Raw genomic sequence first — 14593 nt, 5'->3', positions numbered from 1 at the left:
AAGTTACTTCGCATTTTACACAAACTGCGAATAAAAAGCTGTAAAACTAAAAGAACGTTAGGGTCCAGGTGTATCCAGGCTGCTCAGTTCCAATAGTTAATTTAAAGTCAATTGAGCAGTGCAACTCACGCCATCCTAATTCTGCCAAGTTCTTATTTATCCATTCCCTTCTGCGAAAGTTGAGTAGTTAATAAACATCATTTTTCTTTCTGGCTATATTTATTAAAAAGCGTTACAATTATATGTAAATTTAATGATAATGTAAACTATTTAAAGCAGAAGAAATTAGGAGAGATCAGATGGTTATATTCCCTATTGTTATTATCGTATCGGCAGTACTCTATATTTATTATAAGGTTGCCATTCTTAAAAACAATGATGAGCTTACACAAAAATATTTTAACGGAAAAGCCCGTTTATGTCTTGGTACCTTTCTTTTATTCTTTGGAATAAATCAATACACCTTTTATCAGACTCAGTTTTCACTGTTCATCGGTATTCTATTTGGCATTCTGGGTGGACTGCAGATGTACAGAGGTTTTGCGGAAGCCAAACATTATCGCAGCGAATGGCGCCGACTTAACCCAAATGAATAGAGCAGCAAAAGCGAAGGTGACTGTTCAGAAACTTAACGCTAGCAAGGGGCTGGAAAGCGCATGGTTTTCGCGCTTGGAATGTCCATTGCTTATGACGGGAGTTTCTAGGAACCGTAGCTGGACATGGCTGTTCATGTGCAAGAATTTATTGCTCAAAACATATACTTTCTAATTTATGAAGCAAAAGAAATCGGCAATGGCAGCCGATTTCTTTTTTTTTAAAATAAGAAAGATAGTATAAAACTGCATATGCGCTATTTAACGATTGATCAGTTGGGCCATAATCAATCCCTTTCCGACAAGGTTACGTTCATTGTATACTTCAACATCAATTTTGGCATAGAGTCTGCCGACATCAAGCAATGACGGTTTGATGACGAGCGTACTGTCTATTTGAACCGGTTTACTGAAATAGACGGTTAAATTTTCAACCGTAATATCTGCTTTTTTAACTTTCATGAGCAGTCTGCTGCTTGCTTCCGTGATTAATGACGTGAATACCCCATGGGATAAAGTACCCAATTGATTCGTCATTTGCGGGATAACTTTTGATTCATATACATTCTCCTCATCTTCTCTCACATCTATATTGCTGGAAACAATATCATCGATCGTTTCACCAACCTGAGGCTGACGCTGGATTTGCTGCATTGCCTTTAATACGTCCTGCCTTGATACGACACCTTGAAGCTGATATGCTTGATCGACAACCGGAACAAGCTCAATACCTTCCCAAACCATCATATGTCCAACAGATGCAAGCGACGTTTTCGATTGCACGACTTGAGGTTTTCTGCTCATGACGCGGTCAATAACAATACTTTTATCTTTACCGACAATATCCTTGGAAGAAACCATACCAACTACACGGAGCTTATCATCGACGACAGGGAAACGTGTGTGGGAGGATTTTTCATTGAGCTCATACCATTGATGAATGGTATCTTTTGTTTTCAGGAAATAAGACTCATTAAACGGCGTTGCAATATCCCCCACAAAAACAATTTCTTTTTTGATCAGCTGATCATATATCGCCCTGTTGATCATTGCTGCTACGGTAAATGTATCATAGCTTGTCGAAATGATTGGCAGCTCTTTTTCATCTGCAAGTCTTTTTATGCGTTCCTCTGTATCAAATCCGCCCGTAATAAGTACAGCAGCTCCAGCATTGAGAGCAAGTTCATGTGCCTTAAATCTGTTTCCGACAATAAGGAGGGAATCTGCCTGGGTATAGCGCATCATTGCATCGAGCTGCATAGCGCCGATTACAAATTTGCTTAATGTTTTATAGAGACCATCTCGTCCGCCCAATACTTGTCCATCAATAATATTTACAACCTCTGCAAAGGTAAGTCTTTCAAAATTCTCTTTTTTCTTCCGTTCGATCCGAATCGTACCGACACGTTCAATTGTGCTGACCAGACCTTGATTTTCAGCTTCCTTTATCGCACGGTAGGCTGTTCCATCACTCACATTCAAATCCTTTGCAATTTGACGCACCGATATTTTGCTGCCGACCGCCAAAGAAATGATATGTTGTATAATCTGTTCATGTTTAGTTGCCATTTTATTCCACCAGCTTTCAACTGTACTATATCACACCTGTTAAAATTAATTATACAGTTGAAGGGACAGAAACTCAATGAAAATCACGTTGCCTTCTATTTAATTCCTCCTGTTCCATTACAGGTGGCCTTGTCATTTCTAAAAGGGTTGCAAAATTTGCTCCAACAACAAGTAACAGGAACAACAGCCAGCCCCCCCAGAAAATTAACTCGATGTTTGACGTTGCATATGGAAATACCGGCCAGGCAATGTACAGGAAAAAGCCAGCTAATAACAAGCGCAGAATAGCATAATGCCGCATCATCATCCCTCCTTTATTATAAATTATGAAGCGGAAAGCAGCATAAGAACCTTTATGGCAAAGTAAAAGGACAGCTTTTCGTTAAAAGCTATCCGCGTGAAATGCTGTAAATGTAACTGTAAGGTAACTATCTGTCTCGCTTTGCTGTAGGTTAATTGCATCAATTCGGATCAGGCGTTCACTTAAGCTAAGTCCGTTCAGAAAATCATTCATGGAATTGAGGTCTTTTGCAGTTGCATCCATTATATAGGATGTTTCGTTAATGATGGAGTCCTCCTCCGCTTCTGCATTCTCTGATCCCATCATGCCGTCCGCTGCAATAGAGTCAATACTCACATTATGATGCCTAGCTATTTCTTCCAATCCAATAAGCAGCTGATCTGTCGCTTTACTGTTTGGTATTTTGCCGGCTGCTTCAGCAAGCTCTTCATTCACTTCCGCACCGGGCCCGTTTGAAATATCGCTGAGCTGATTTTCATACATAGAAACCTCGGTTTTTTTCATTTCTACTTCGTCCTGCAGTGGTTTGATGACATACAAATATGCTATTCCATAGATTAATAGAGTTGCAGCAAGAATACCAACTGCGATAAATGTATGATTTTTCCCCCATTGTTTAATCATTTGCGGCAAACTCCTCCATCACCATTTCCGAATCGATTGTAAGCTCGAATGTCGCTTCATATGCCTGTCCCATTTTTACCGAACTTGTAAGCAGTACATCCTCGACATAGCTCTCTTTCATAAGCGCTGCGATATATTCAGCGATAGCATTCAATGATTGAAAAGTGGCATCCACGACTATCCCGTTGTCGGTTTCGTATCCATATGAAATCAGTTGCTCTGCAGTTCCAAGCAAACCAGTGATCTCACGATACAATGCTGTATTTGGAATCATTTCTGCCTCCTTCTTTCTCATTTCCTCCTGTACCCTTTCAAGCTGTCTGACTGTCCCATGTTCTGCCTGCTGTTCCATAAGCACGGTTTCCACTTCTACCCGTTCGTTTTCAAGAGTTATGAGCTGCTTGTCATAACTGCTTTGTTGGAGCAGCAAAAGAGTCACTGTCAAAGTCAGCAAAATAAAGAAAATGATTCCAAGAACGATGTATGCACGATTTTTATTCGGTTCTTTTTCAAGAAAATTAATTTCTGTATTCACGTGCTCCCCCCTAAGAATCTTTCTTCAGTGCCAGACCTAAAACATCGATATATTTTGCTGTCAATTTCTCATTCTCAAAATGGTGAATAGGTATTGTAACAGTTTCAGTGAGAGTCGTTTTCACCATCTCCATGAAAGGGAAATCCCCGGAAAGGAGCAGCTGGTTGATCTGTGCCTCCCCCTTCGTAATGGAATACTGATAAAAATCGATGATTCGATTAATCTCAATGGTGTACTCATTAATAAGCTGTCGAACAGCCTGTTCATCACTGTCTGCATCTATTGAAATTTTCACGTAGCGGGAAAAAACCGCCTTATGATTATTAAATGCTGTCAGCAGCAAAGAATCCTTATTCCAATGGATTAACAGAACATGATTCTTTCCATCCTGATTTGGATTTGACACATAGTAATAACGATATACAGACAAAGATGTCAAATCAGCTGCCATCGGCTTTAATCCAGCTTTTTCAAAAGCTTCCTCATATGCAGAAATTTTATCATTGGGATATGCAAACAAAAGAATGTCTCGATTTTTCTCATCCGCCTCAAGAAATTCAATCGCGATGGCAGGATTGGAAAAAGGCAAATAGAAACTGCTTCCAATCTGCGCTTTCACATAACCAGCCGCTTCTTCCTTTGTTAAAACTGCCGGAACCTGCAATTGTCGAATGACGACAGTATCATCCGGCACAGCGAAGAACAGCTTCTTTCGTTTCCATTTATGTTTATGGACAAGCTCATTAACCACTTCCACAAACACACCGGAATTTTCAATAGCTCCGTCCTTTATGGTGCCTTCCGGAAATTCCACCTCACCATGCACAACCATTCCAACAACATTATTGTTTTTGTGATAGCTGTACCTGAGAACCTGATTGGTAATCACTATATTGACCCTTCCATTATTCATCAGTCCCATGTTGTCACCCGCCTATATGAGTAAATTGAAATACCAATTGATTAAAGTATTCCCGTAAAAATAAGTTATTAAAGCTGAAAGAACAATATACGGCCCGAATGGCACAGGCTGCTTTCTATCGATAATTTTAAATAGGATGAGCATCATTCCGATAACCGATCCGATGAGACATGATAGAAAGAAAGCAAGCAACACCTTCTCCATACCGAGCACAATACCGAGAACACCAAACAGCTTCATATCCCCTGCCCCCATGCCGCCGCGACTGATGAGTATAATAATAAAAATCAGACCGAATCCAATAATTGCACCACCGATTGCCGACCACCACGGTTCTATGGGTTCGATGATTCTTAGGACAATGAACAACGGCAAAAAAAACAACAGCAGCTTATTTGGAATGAGCATATATGTAATATCTGATACTAAAACAATCATCAGCATGGAAACGAACAGCAACGCCGTAATCAGCTCAGTCTCAAACCCGATACTGTAAAAGCTGAACGCAAATAGAGCAGCTGTTAAAAATTCGATTACTGGGTATATGTACGAAATCCTTCCTTGGCAATGCCTGCATTTCCCCCGCTGGATCAGGAATGATAATAAAGGGACATTCTCATACCAGGCCAATTGATGTTTGCAATGCGGACACACGGAACGATCATTTGCGAAGGATATGTTTTTGGGGAGACGCAATCCGACAACATTGTAAAATGAGCCGAGAATCAGGCCTAGGAGGTAGAAAAGAAACAGGATTGACGTCATTTGGGAGGCTCCTTTATTGCGTATGATTTTTATTAAATAAACGCCCTGCGAATTTTTTCAAGTCAGGGCGCATCAATATTATTGCTATCAATCTATTCTTACAAATGTCTACCTATCTTCATATTCAAATGTCTGCCCATCATCACTTGTTGTAACTGTTTTTGATTCATCATATGGACCATCACTAGTTGGATCTTCTGGAATTTCACTTAAGTATCCACCGTCTACTAGTTCTTTTAAAGTGTAACTATTTTCTTGTTCCCCAGAAGTATATGCAAGTCTAGCAGCATTTTCAAACAAATCCATATTTGCTTCATGGGCATCATCTTTTGAGTTGCTAATTACATTCCCTACTGCAGGCCCAGCAATAGCCAAAATAATCCCTAAAATAACAATGACCGCCAGCAGCTCTACCAAAGTAAAACCTTTCTCTTTCTTCACCATCTTCTTCAACTTTTGTAACATACAATCTCCGCCTTCCTTATAATCTGTTACTCTATTAATTCCAGTTCTGTCAGATTCACTACTAGCTCCTGATTACCCAATACCAATATACAGGTAATCAACCATCGACTCCTACTAAATTCCCACTACATTTTCATTATATTACACATTTTACCATAATTCTACTATTATTTTCACTATAGTGAACAGTGCTTTACAGGCTTTCAAACATGCCAAACATTGGGATCACAACAGCAGCAATGATGCCTCCGACAAGCACTGTCAGCACGATGATCATCAATGGTTCTATCAATGTTTTGATCCGATCTGACAGCTGATCAACCTCTTCAGCATAAAATTCGGCAGCCTTGGTGAGCATATGGTCCAATGTACCTGTTTTTTCACCAATCTGGATCATTTGGACAATTAATGCCGGAAAAGCCCAGTGCTTTTTCATCGGCTTTGCAAGGGAATCCCCAACAGCCAATGATTTTCTTGCATCGATCAGCACATTTTCGATTACTCTATTTCCGACTACCTTCTCCGTAATTTCTACCGATTGCAATATCGGAACAGAGCTGTTCACTAGTGTGCTCAGCGTTTGTGTCATACGAACCAATGCACCCTTATGAACCAAAACACCAAGTAACGGAAATTTCATCTTAAGAAAATCCACCCGGTATCGGACTGAATCATGTTGGATGAAATATTTATAAAGAATAATACCGATGGCAACGACAACCAGCAGTATCCACCAGTACCTTCCCGTAAAATCACTCAAATTTAAAACGAATTGTGTATAGGCAGGCAGCTCCTCACCAAATGAATTAAACATGCTCACAAACTGGGGCACTATAAAGACGAGCAGGAAGATACTTAAGAGAACCGTTATGACACCAACAACACTCGGATACAGCAATGCAGAGATAACTTTCTGCTTATTACTGTATTGCTTTTCGTAGTAGTCTGCCATTTCATTCAGTATTTCATCCAGCTTACCACTCACCTCGCCGGCATGAATCATATTGACAAGCAAAGTCGGAAAAACCTTAGGATGTCGCGCTGCAGCCTTTGATAGACTTTGTCCCTGTTCAAGCTGTCTATCTACATCTGTCAATGTAATTCTAAGTGCGTCGCTATTGGTTTGGAGCATCATTGTCTTTGTTGCTTCAGAAATAGTAATTCCTGCATGGATCAATGTTGCATATTGTCTCAAAAAAATAATGAAATCTTTGTTTTTCACAGTTTTATTTAAAATTATATCTCTATTCCATGCCTTCGTCTCTTCAATCTCGAAAATGATCAAACCATCTTTTTCAAGCTGTGAGAGGGCTGTATTTTTTGTATCAGCCTCTATCTTCCCTTTAATCTTTTGTCCTGAGATTCTTCGACCGCTATATTGATAATTCATTGCTTAGAAGCTCCTTTCCTGCAAATAAGGAGCTGCGGTTTCATAATCGATTTCATTTTCACCGATCAATCGTTTCAAATCCATTTCAAGTGTATGCATGCCTTGATCACGTGATGTCTGTAGAACATTTTGGATTTGGTGGAGCTTTTCATTGCGGATCAGATTTTTAACGGCTGAAGTGTTCATCAGCACCTCGGTTGCCACACGTCTGTCCATTCTGTTTTTTGTAAGAAGCAAGCGTTGAGAAATAACTGCCTGCAGAATTGTTGAAAGCTGGACTCTGATCTGGTCCTGCTGTTCTGCAGGGAACACATCAATAATCCGCTCAATCGTCGATACTGCATCTGTCGTGTGTAACGTACCAAAAACCAAATGTCCGGTTTCTGCAGCGGTAATTGCCGTTGAGATCGTTTCGAAGTCGCGCATTTCTCCAACAAGGATCACATCTGGGTCCTGACGCAAACTTGCCCGCAGACCGTTCACAAAATTGTTTGTATCGAATCCAACCTCCCGCTGATCGATAATCGATTTCTTATGGGAGTGCATATATTCAATCGGATCTTCAAGTGTAATAATATGCCGAGGCACCGTTTGGTTAATATAGTCGATCATCGATGCAAGTGTCGTACTTTTCCCGCTCCCCGTTGGTCCTGTAACAAGAATAAGCCCCTGTGGGTAATGGACGATTTCCTTCGTTATCGAAGGCAGATGCAGCTGTTCGATGGTAGGAATACCATCCGGAATAATTCTGATTGCAAATGATAATTCCCCGCGCTGGTAAAAGGCGTTCACCCGAAATCGTGATACACCATGGATACCATAGGAGAAATCAATCTCCCGTTTGATACGGAGGGTTTCCAATTGTTCTTCAGATAAAATTAGTCGAACAATCTGTCTCGTATCTGCTGGCAAAAGCTTCGGCAGATCCTGTTCTTCCAGATTTCCATTAATACGGAAAATCGGTGCCTTGCCGACTGTCAGATGGACATCGGAGGCATGTTTCTCAAAAGCAATCGTTAACCATTTCTCAAAATTTTTCTTCATATTGTTCACCCTATACACTTATGGATACTTGCATGATTTCATCAATTGTCGTTAAACCGCTTTTTACTTTTTCCAGACCATCCTGAATGAGAAAATCCATTCCCTGTCCTTTCGCATAATTGCGTATTGCAGCTGTTGATTGATTATTCAGGAGCATGCTTTTCATCTCTTCATCAAGGACCAACACTTCATGTACCGCAAGCCGCCCCCTGTAGCCTGTCTGATGACAGACACTGCAGCCCTGTCCGTGATAGACATGCCCAACCTCTACACCGCTCTTTTCAAAAATTTCCCTTTCCATTTCTGTCAAACCTCTTTCTGTTCTGCAGTCTAGACATATTTTTCGTACCAAACGCTGGGCCACTATCCCTGATAAAGACGATACGACAAGATATGGCTCAATTCCCATATCGATTAATCGGGGGATGGATTCAACGGCACTGTTTGTATGAAGTGTGCTAAATACCAAATGTCCCGTTAAAGACGCCCGTATAGCGATTTCCGCTGTTTCCTGGTCACGTATTTCACCGACCATGATGATATTTGGGTCCTGCCGTAAAATAGAGCGCAATCCCTCTGCGAATGTCAAGCCGATTTTACTGTTAACCTGTACCTGATTTATCCCTTCCATCTGGTACTCGACAGGATCCTCGACAGTAATGATGTTGACATTTTCCGAATTCAACCGATTGACAGAAGCATACAGTGTTGATGTCTTACCGGAACCTGTTGGCCCGGTTAAAAGAACAAGCCCCGATGGCTGCGTAATCAGGTCTTGATATTTTTGACGGTTTTGCACGGAAAAATGAAGGTCCGACAAATCCATCAGTGCATTGTTCAAATCAAGGATACGGATAACAACCTTTTCCCCATGTACAGTAGGCAGACAGGATATGCGCAAGTCGACTGGTGTTGAACCGACCAATGTTTTAATCCGGCCATCCTGCGGTAGTCTCGTTTGGGTAATGTTCATATCTGCCAATATTTTTATTCTCGCTGTCAATGAATTCTGCATCTGTTTTGGAATCATTTTCTCCGTCTGCAGCCGGCCATCGATCCGGTAACGGACTTGTACATTTGCTTCCTGTGGATCGATATGTATATCACTGGCCTTTAACTGGACACCAGTGTTCAGAAGCTGATCCAGCATACGAATAACAGGGGCTTCAGCTTCTTCATTTGAATCAAGCAGCATTTCCGAGCCATTTTTAAAATAGTATTTGTTGATCGCATACAAAATATCGTCCTTGGCTGCAATTACTGGAGATATACTGAAGCCTGTCCCGATTTCCAAATCATCAATGGCAAAATAATCCATCGGGTCACGCATCGCTATCGTTAATGTGTTGTCCTGCAGTTTCAAAGGCATCAGGATATTCTTCTGAGCCATTTCCTTTGTAACAAAGCCAAGCACATTTTCCTCAATCGGATAGCGATAAAGAGATACATGCGGAATTCCCAATTGAAACTCAAGAACTTCAATTAACTGTTGTTCTGTTATAAACCCATGGTCAAGAAGCGCATCTCCCAATTTCTGGTCATCCTTTTTATTTTCCAGAGCTTCAACGACCTGTTCTTCCGTGACAAGACCTGCTTCCTGGAGTAAATCTCCAAGACGTTTTCGTTTCATCATTCGGGCACCCCGCTTTCATCTAGTCCGGTTATGTGTATGACGATGGTTCCGTAAGACGTCGCTTCTGTATCAGTAACGAAGCCAACACTTTTAAAATGAATACTTTTCTCATCAGCGTTAAAGCCTTCATACGTGATTTCATAAGTTCTATTTTCATCAACATCAACCCGTTGCTTTTCAACGTTTAGTAATTCATCTATAAACAAATCTACAACATTAGCAAGATTATCATCATCTGGATCCTCATTAATTTCCCTCTCTAGAAGTGGCTGATTTATTTCAACTAGTCTCTGAAAATATGTAACACCCATATCCGCAATAAGCTGAGCATCTATTTGTTTTTCCATCGTAGTTACCTGTTTGGTTGTATTTGTCACTTGAGTAAATAAACCTAATATAAACACCAAAAATAAAGTAATCATCATTATCGTGAGTACTAGTGCAGCACCTTTTTCGTTTCTTAGTTTATTCATTCTAAATCACCTGAAATATATGTAAACGAATCACTGACTAATTCACCTGATTCAGTAAGTATGTTTATCTTTGTACGATATAAATCCAATTCTTTTTCTTCGCAAGTATTTAACATTGATTTATAATTGACCCCATTTAATGTATATTCTTTAAAAAAAATATCTTCTCGTTGATATGTATCACACTGTTGGACATTATCAAAGAGGTCATGTCCGTTTACATCTAAATTTTTAACCTCACTGCTTACTTGAGGCAATAGATTACTAGCCACCAATTCATCATCTGTTGTCTGTGTCCAGCTCATTATTTGCGGAAAAAACGGTAAAAATGTCCCGATTACCATCACTAAAAGAGCAATTGATGCTATAATTTCAATAAGGGTGAACCCCTTGCTGTTCCATATTTCATCTTTATTATACATAGAAGTTCACTCCTTAAAGGTGACTTTTATACTATTATACCATTTAATGGGATGTGAAAAAATGAAATTTCGACAATTTACAAATACAAAAGGAATGACATTGGTAGAGCTGCTCGCTGCTCTTAGTTTGTTTGCTGTGGTCATTGCCCTTTCATCGACAGTGATCATACAGATGGTAAATGGCGAGAGTAAAACAAGCGATGACATTTCTTTAAAGCAGGAAACGAACGTATTAATCAGTGAATTGAGAAATGATTATGAAGAGAAATTGAAGGACGCAAACAGCAATGAAACCTTCCATATATGCTTACAAAATGAATCCGCAGCTCTTCACGATTTAATTATAAATGGTGCCAGCACTGTAATAGAAAATGGCTGTACTGCCGAGGAATTTGGAACCGGGGACCCATTGAACATAAAATTAATCACCCAAAATTCATCAGGCGGGAAACTTGAACTGGAGACCTCGTTCCGCAGTGAAAGCAGTATCGTCCCCCTTGAAATTACATTAGAAAGAAATGAAGATGATAATACAGATCCAGAGAAAATAGATTGGATACCAGTTTCAGAAGAAAAATGCGAATATGATCATCGTACACTTTTAACTGATTTACACTTCAAACATAACATGGACTGTGAAGAAGACGGTATTTTTACTGTTTATAAGGTAAATGGCGACGCCAAAATTGAAAATAATGTGAAATTCCAAGTTAAAACAAAACTAATTATTAAAGGAGATTTATACTTAACTGATAAAACCAATATCGTAGTAAACGGCGGAAAAAGTTACAATAAAGGTGAGATATGTGTGGAAGCAGAAGGGGGTATACATTATCCTCCGAATAAAACTGAAAGCGATTTTGAAGGAATTTTCAGCTGCACATAAAAATAAGTTCTAAAAAACCCGCGAGCATTGCTCACGGGTCTTATTTTAAAGTTCCATCTCTTCCCCAATCTCCATTTCCCTGCCTTCTCCAGTTTTAACCTTCCCAGCCCACGCTTTCGGATCCTGATCAATTACCGGGAACGTATTATAGTGGACTGGAACAGAAACCTTTGCATTGATCCAGTCTGCCGCAAGCAATGCATCATCAGGTCCCATCGTAAAATTATCGCCGATTGGAATAAAGGCTACTTCGATATCATGCATTTCCCCGTACATTTTCAGGTCTGTAAATAATGCCGTATCTCCGACATGATAGATTGTTTTCCCTTCAACAGTCAGCAGAATTCCACCAGGCATACCACCGTAGATCATTGTCCCATCCTCTTCTGTATAGGAAGAACCGTGAAATGCCTGTGTAAACTTCACTGTCCCAAAATCAAATGCACGGGAACCACCAATATGCATTGGATGTGTCACCAATCCTTTACCGCCCAAATAGACAGCCAATTCATTAGGTGCAACGACCAATGCATCGTTTCTTTTCGCAATCTCAATTGTGTCACCGACATGATCATTGTGCGCATGTGTAAGCAAGATCACATCTGCCACAACAGTATCAGCATTCAGATCACATGCTTCATTTCCGGAAATAAACGGATCGATTAAAATCGTATGACTTTCTGTAACAACCTTCACGACGGAATGTCCATGATAAGAAATCTTCACTTTCATCTCTCCCTTTATACGTATTCACTTTATCTATTCGATAAAAGTTTGTATAATCCTTCTACCCTTCTGCGCCTTTTTCTATTCATTCCTTTTCAGATGCATTCATTTATTTCTCCGCATAAGAAAGCATGAAAAACCACTAAGAAAGGCTGTGGAAAAGGTGATCGAATAGACAGAGAGCAAAGGGAGATTGCATTCAATTCAAGTATGCTGACAGAAATTATTACCTATCCCTACTAAGCCAAAAGAGAAGCAGAATTCTCTGCTTCTCCCTTATTGTTTACCCATCTTTTGCTTCAATGCTGCAAGTTCCTCATCAATGTCATCGTTGCTTAAATCCTTGAACTCATCATCCAATGTCCGGGAAGACTGTGACATATCTTCCGTTGTATCTGCTTCAGCTTCGTACTGCATTACACGCTCTTCCATACGTTCAAAGCCGCGGCGAGATTCATCATTTCCGATTGAAGACATGGTACGGTTCATTTTTGTTCTCGTCTTCGCAGATTCAGCCCGTGCCTTCAGGGAATCTTTTTTCAATTTCATTTCGTGATATTCTTTTTTCATTTCATCCAATTTGGCTTTAAGAATTTCCACATCATTCTTTGTATGTTCCCATGACTCGTTTAGTGTATTAAATGTGGCTTCATGTCCTTTTTTATCTTCAAGTGCGCGCCGTGCCAAATCCTCATTATCAGCTTCGATCGCTTGTTCAGCCTGCTTCAAGCGCTTTTCAACCATTGCTTCCGCATCATTTGCTTTACGCTTAAGCATTTTTTCACTTGCGATCTGTTTGGCAACAGCCGCTTCAACTTCCTGGATATCTGCTGCCATCTCCCTCATAAATTGATCAAGCATCTTCACTGGGTCTTCCGCTTTATCCAGCATGGAATTAAGCTCTGAACTGACAACTGTCCTCATACGGTTAAAAAATTTGAACATCGTATTTCCTCCTCATAGTTTATTCCATTTGATATGGCACAAATGCCGCTTAATAAACCTGTTTTACGGAAGTTCAATTAATAATTTGCTGTACCATGTATTACGGATTATGGATCAAAAGGTTTCATATAAATATAATAATTTTTAATTCTGCTATACTTGAACTACTAAATCTTTCAGGGGTGAATGAAATGAACGAGCGATTAGAAAATTTATTGAAAAAGCTGGAAACAGAAAATCTGGACAGTGCACTAATAACTTCAAAGGCAAATTTCTATTATGTCAGCGGGTATTATACAGAGCCGCACGAGCGTGTCATTGGTGTTTATGTCAGCAAACGTATGGATCCTATTCTGATCGTTCCTGCAATGGAGGTGGAAGACGCTAAAACTGCAGGTTGGACAGGAGAAATCATCAGTTATCATGACCATGAGGATCCCTGGAACTTATTCCTCGGCTGCCTGAACAAACATGAAAAAATCCCCCAATCAATCGGCCTGGAGCACAATCACATTACACTTGGACGATTAAAAGCCATCAAGCAAATTTTACCGAACACAGCCTTGTTTGATGTAGAAGAAATAATGGCCGATTTACGTGTCGTAAAAAGCGATATGGAATATGCACGATTGAAACAGGCAGCAGCTTTGGCGGACTTTGGTGTGGAAACCGGTGTAAAAGCAATTGCTGAAGGTGTAACCGAACTTGAACTGGTCGCTAAAATTGAATATGAACTTAAAAAACAGGGCATCCGGGAAATGTCATTCCATACAATGGCACTAACCGGATTAAAAACAGCCTCTCCTCACGGTACACCTTCAAATGAAAAAATAAAGCCGGGAGACCTCATCCTTTTTGACCTTGGTGTCATTTTTGAAGGGTATTGTTCTGACATCACAAGAACCGTTGCATTCAAGTCCATTACGGATGAGCAAAAGCAAATTTATGAAACTGTCCTTACTGCAGAGATGAACGCCATCGAAGCTTCCAGTCCGAATACTGCCATTGGAAAAGTAGATGATGCTGCCCGGGAAACAATTGAGAAATCCGGGTATGGAAATTATTTTCCCCATCGTGTCGGTCATGGCCTTGGAATTGAAACACATGAATACCCCTCCATAACCAGTAATAACGATCTTATCTTGAAAGCTGGGATGTGTTATACGATTGAACCGGGAATATACATTCCAAACACCGGTGGGGTGCGGATAGAAGATATGATTTTTATGACGGAAAAAGGGCCTGAAATCTTGACAGCATATCCAAATAAATTACAAATTATTGAATAGCACAAGAAGAG

Annotated in this window: 17 protein-coding genes; 3 read left to right on the top strand and 14 right to left on the bottom strand. The window is 40.1% G+C overall.

Annotated features, from left to right (window positions below):
- Window positions 1-299: 299 nt before the first annotated feature.
- Window positions 300-596, top strand: a complete 297-nt coding sequence (locus A4245_RS09810; protein ID WP_067727549.1) for a YtpI family protein — start codon at window positions 300-302, stop codon at window positions 594-596.
- Window positions 597-854: 258 nt separating this feature from the next.
- Here the strand turns inward: A4245_RS09810 and A4245_RS09805 are convergent, their stop codons facing one another.
- The 12 genes from A4245_RS09805 to A4245_RS09750 form a co-directional block, all read right to left on the bottom strand.
- Complete coding sequence (locus A4245_RS09805; RefSeq protein WP_067727548.1) at window positions 855-2162, bottom strand: DRTGG domain-containing protein; 1308 nt, start codon at window positions 2160-2162, stop codon at window positions 855-857.
- Window positions 2163-2235: 73 nt separating this feature from the next.
- The gene (locus tag A4245_RS09800) at window positions 2236-2463 is read right to left on the bottom strand and encodes a hypothetical protein (RefSeq protein WP_067727547.1); all 228 of its coding nucleotides are present in this window, start codon (window positions 2461-2463) and stop codon (window positions 2236-2238) included.
- 81 nt (window positions 2464-2544) lie between these two features.
- Window positions 2545-3087, bottom strand: a complete 543-nt coding sequence (locus tag A4245_RS09795) for a hypothetical protein (RefSeq protein ID WP_067727546.1) — start codon at window positions 3085-3087, stop codon at window positions 2545-2547.
- Entirely contained in the window at window positions 3080-3622 is a 543-nt protein-coding gene (locus A4245_RS09790; RefSeq protein ID WP_067727545.1) for a hypothetical protein, read from the bottom strand. The genes A4245_RS09795 and A4245_RS09790 overlap by 8 nt, the downstream gene beginning before the upstream one ends.
- A gap of 10 nt (window positions 3623-3632) precedes the next feature.
- Window positions 3633-4544, bottom strand: a complete 912-nt coding sequence (gene pilM / locus A4245_RS09785; RefSeq protein WP_067727544.1) for a type IV pilus biogenesis protein PilM — start codon at window positions 4542-4544, stop codon at window positions 3633-3635.
- A 12-nt stretch (window positions 4545-4556) separates the two neighbouring features.
- Window positions 4557-5309: a prepilin peptidase gene (locus A4245_RS09780; RefSeq protein ID WP_067727543.1), complete on the bottom strand. Its 753-nt coding sequence runs from the start codon at window positions 5307-5309 to the stop codon at window positions 4557-4559.
- A gap of 108 nt (window positions 5310-5417) precedes the next feature.
- Entirely contained in the window at window positions 5418-5774 is a 357-nt protein-coding gene (locus A4245_RS09775) for a competence type IV pilus major pilin ComGC (protein ID WP_067727542.1), read from the bottom strand.
- Between the two features lie 193 nt (window positions 5775-5967).
- Window positions 5968-7164, bottom strand: a complete 1197-nt coding sequence (locus A4245_RS09770; protein ID WP_067727541.1) for a type II secretion system F family protein — start codon at window positions 7162-7164, stop codon at window positions 5968-5970.
- 3 nt (window positions 7165-7167) lie between these two features.
- Window positions 7168-8208, bottom strand: a complete 1041-nt coding sequence (locus tag A4245_RS09765) for a type IV pilus twitching motility protein PilT (protein WP_067727540.1) — start codon at window positions 8206-8208, stop codon at window positions 7168-7170.
- Between the two features lie 10 nt (window positions 8209-8218).
- Window positions 8219-9841 carry a GspE/PulE family protein gene (locus A4245_RS09760; RefSeq protein ID WP_067727539.1) on the bottom strand — a complete coding sequence of 541 codons (1623 nt, stop codon included), beginning with the start codon at window positions 9839-9841 and terminating at the stop codon, window positions 8219-8221.
- Window positions 9838-10314, bottom strand: a complete 477-nt coding sequence (locus A4245_RS09755) for a hypothetical protein (protein WP_067727538.1) — start codon at window positions 10312-10314, stop codon at window positions 9838-9840. Before A4245_RS09755 ends, A4245_RS09760 begins: the two co-directional genes overlap by 4 nt.
- Window positions 10311-10736, bottom strand: coding sequence for a type II secretion system protein (locus A4245_RS09750; protein ID WP_067727537.1), 426 nt, complete (start codon window positions 10734-10736; stop codon window positions 10311-10313). The genes A4245_RS09755 and A4245_RS09750 overlap by 4 nt, the downstream gene beginning before the upstream one ends.
- 61 nt (window positions 10737-10797) lie before the next feature.
- Between A4245_RS09750 and A4245_RS09745 the strand changes: the two genes are divergently transcribed.
- Entirely contained in the window at window positions 10798-11622 is an 825-nt protein-coding gene (locus A4245_RS09745; protein WP_067727536.1) for a PulJ/GspJ family protein, read from the top strand.
- A gap of 45 nt (window positions 11623-11667) precedes the next feature.
- Here the strand turns inward: A4245_RS09745 and A4245_RS09740 are convergent, their stop codons facing one another.
- Both A4245_RS09740 and A4245_RS09735 read right to left on the bottom strand, forming a co-directional pair.
- Window positions 11668-12348, bottom strand: coding sequence for a metal-dependent hydrolase (locus A4245_RS09740; RefSeq protein WP_067727535.1), 681 nt, complete (start codon window positions 12346-12348; stop codon window positions 11668-11670).
- A gap of 276 nt (window positions 12349-12624) precedes the next feature.
- The gene (locus A4245_RS09735) at window positions 12625-13293 is read right to left on the bottom strand and encodes a PspA/IM30 family protein (protein WP_067727534.1); all 669 of its coding nucleotides are present in this window, start codon (window positions 13291-13293) and stop codon (window positions 12625-12627) included.
- A 191-nt stretch (window positions 13294-13484) separates the two neighbouring features.
- On the opposite strand from A4245_RS09735, the gene A4245_RS09730 reads away from it, so the two are divergent.
- Window positions 13485-14582, top strand: a complete 1098-nt coding sequence (locus tag A4245_RS09730; RefSeq protein ID WP_067727533.1) for a M24 family metallopeptidase — start codon at window positions 13485-13487, stop codon at window positions 14580-14582.
- The last annotated feature ends 11 nt before the right edge of the window (window positions 14583-14593 follow it).

This window comes from Oceanobacillus damuensis, from assembly GCF_001618145.1.
Taxonomy (GTDB): Bacteria; Bacillota; Bacilli; order Bacillales; family Amphibacillaceae; genus Oceanobacillus; species Oceanobacillus damuensis.
The sequence above is the reverse complement of the archived record's forward strand: the minus strand, read 5'-3'. Positions and strand labels throughout refer to the sequence as shown.

Coding starts and splice junctions, on each gene's coding strand:
- A4245_RS09810 (WP_067727549.1), top strand. CDS start 300: ATGGTTATATTCCCTATTGTTATTATCGTATCGGCAGTACTCTATATT.
- A4245_RS09805 (WP_067727548.1), bottom strand. CDS start 2,162: ATGGCAACTAAACATGAACAGATTATACAACATATCATTTCTTTGGCG.
- A4245_RS09800 (WP_067727547.1), bottom strand. CDS start 2,463: ATGCGGCATTATGCTATTCTGCGCTTGTTATTAGCTGGCTTTTTCCTG.
- A4245_RS09795 (WP_067727546.1), bottom strand. CDS start 3,087: ATGATTAAACAATGGGGGAAAAATCATACATTTATCGCAGTTGGTATT.
- pilM (WP_067727544.1), bottom strand. CDS start 4,544: ATGGGACTGATGAATAATGGAAGGGTCAATATAGTGATTACCAATCAG.
- A4245_RS09780 (WP_067727543.1), bottom strand. CDS start 5,309: ATGACGTCAATCCTGTTTCTTTTCTACCTCCTAGGCCTGATTCTCGGC.
- A4245_RS09775 (WP_067727542.1), bottom strand. CDS start 5,774: ATGTTACAAAAGTTGAAGAAGATGGTGAAGAAAGAGAAAGGTTTTACT.
- A4245_RS09770 (WP_067727541.1), bottom strand. CDS start 7,164: ATGAATTATCAATATAGCGGTCGAAGAATCTCAGGACAAAAGATTAAA.
- A4245_RS09765 (WP_067727540.1), bottom strand. CDS start 8,208: ATGAAGAAAAATTTTGAGAAATGGTTAACGATTGCTTTTGAGAAACAT.
- A4245_RS09760 (WP_067727539.1), bottom strand. CDS start 9,841: ATGATGAAACGAAAACGTCTTGGAGATTTACTCCAGGAAGCAGGTCTT.
- A4245_RS09755 (WP_067727538.1), bottom strand. CDS start 10,314: ATGAATAAACTAAGAAACGAAAAAGGTGCTGCACTAGTACTCACGATA.
- A4245_RS09750 (WP_067727537.1), bottom strand. CDS start 10,736: ATGTATAATAAAGATGAAATATGGAACAGCAAGGGGTTCACCCTTATT.
- A4245_RS09745 (WP_067727536.1), top strand. CDS start 10,798: ATGAAATTTCGACAATTTACAAATACAAAAGGAATGACATTGGTAGAG.
- A4245_RS09735 (WP_067727534.1), bottom strand. CDS start 13,293: ATGTTCAAATTTTTTAACCGTATGAGGACAGTTGTCAGTTCAGAGCTT.
- A4245_RS09730 (WP_067727533.1), top strand. CDS start 13,485: ATGAACGAGCGATTAGAAAATTTATTGAAAAAGCTGGAAACAGAAAAT.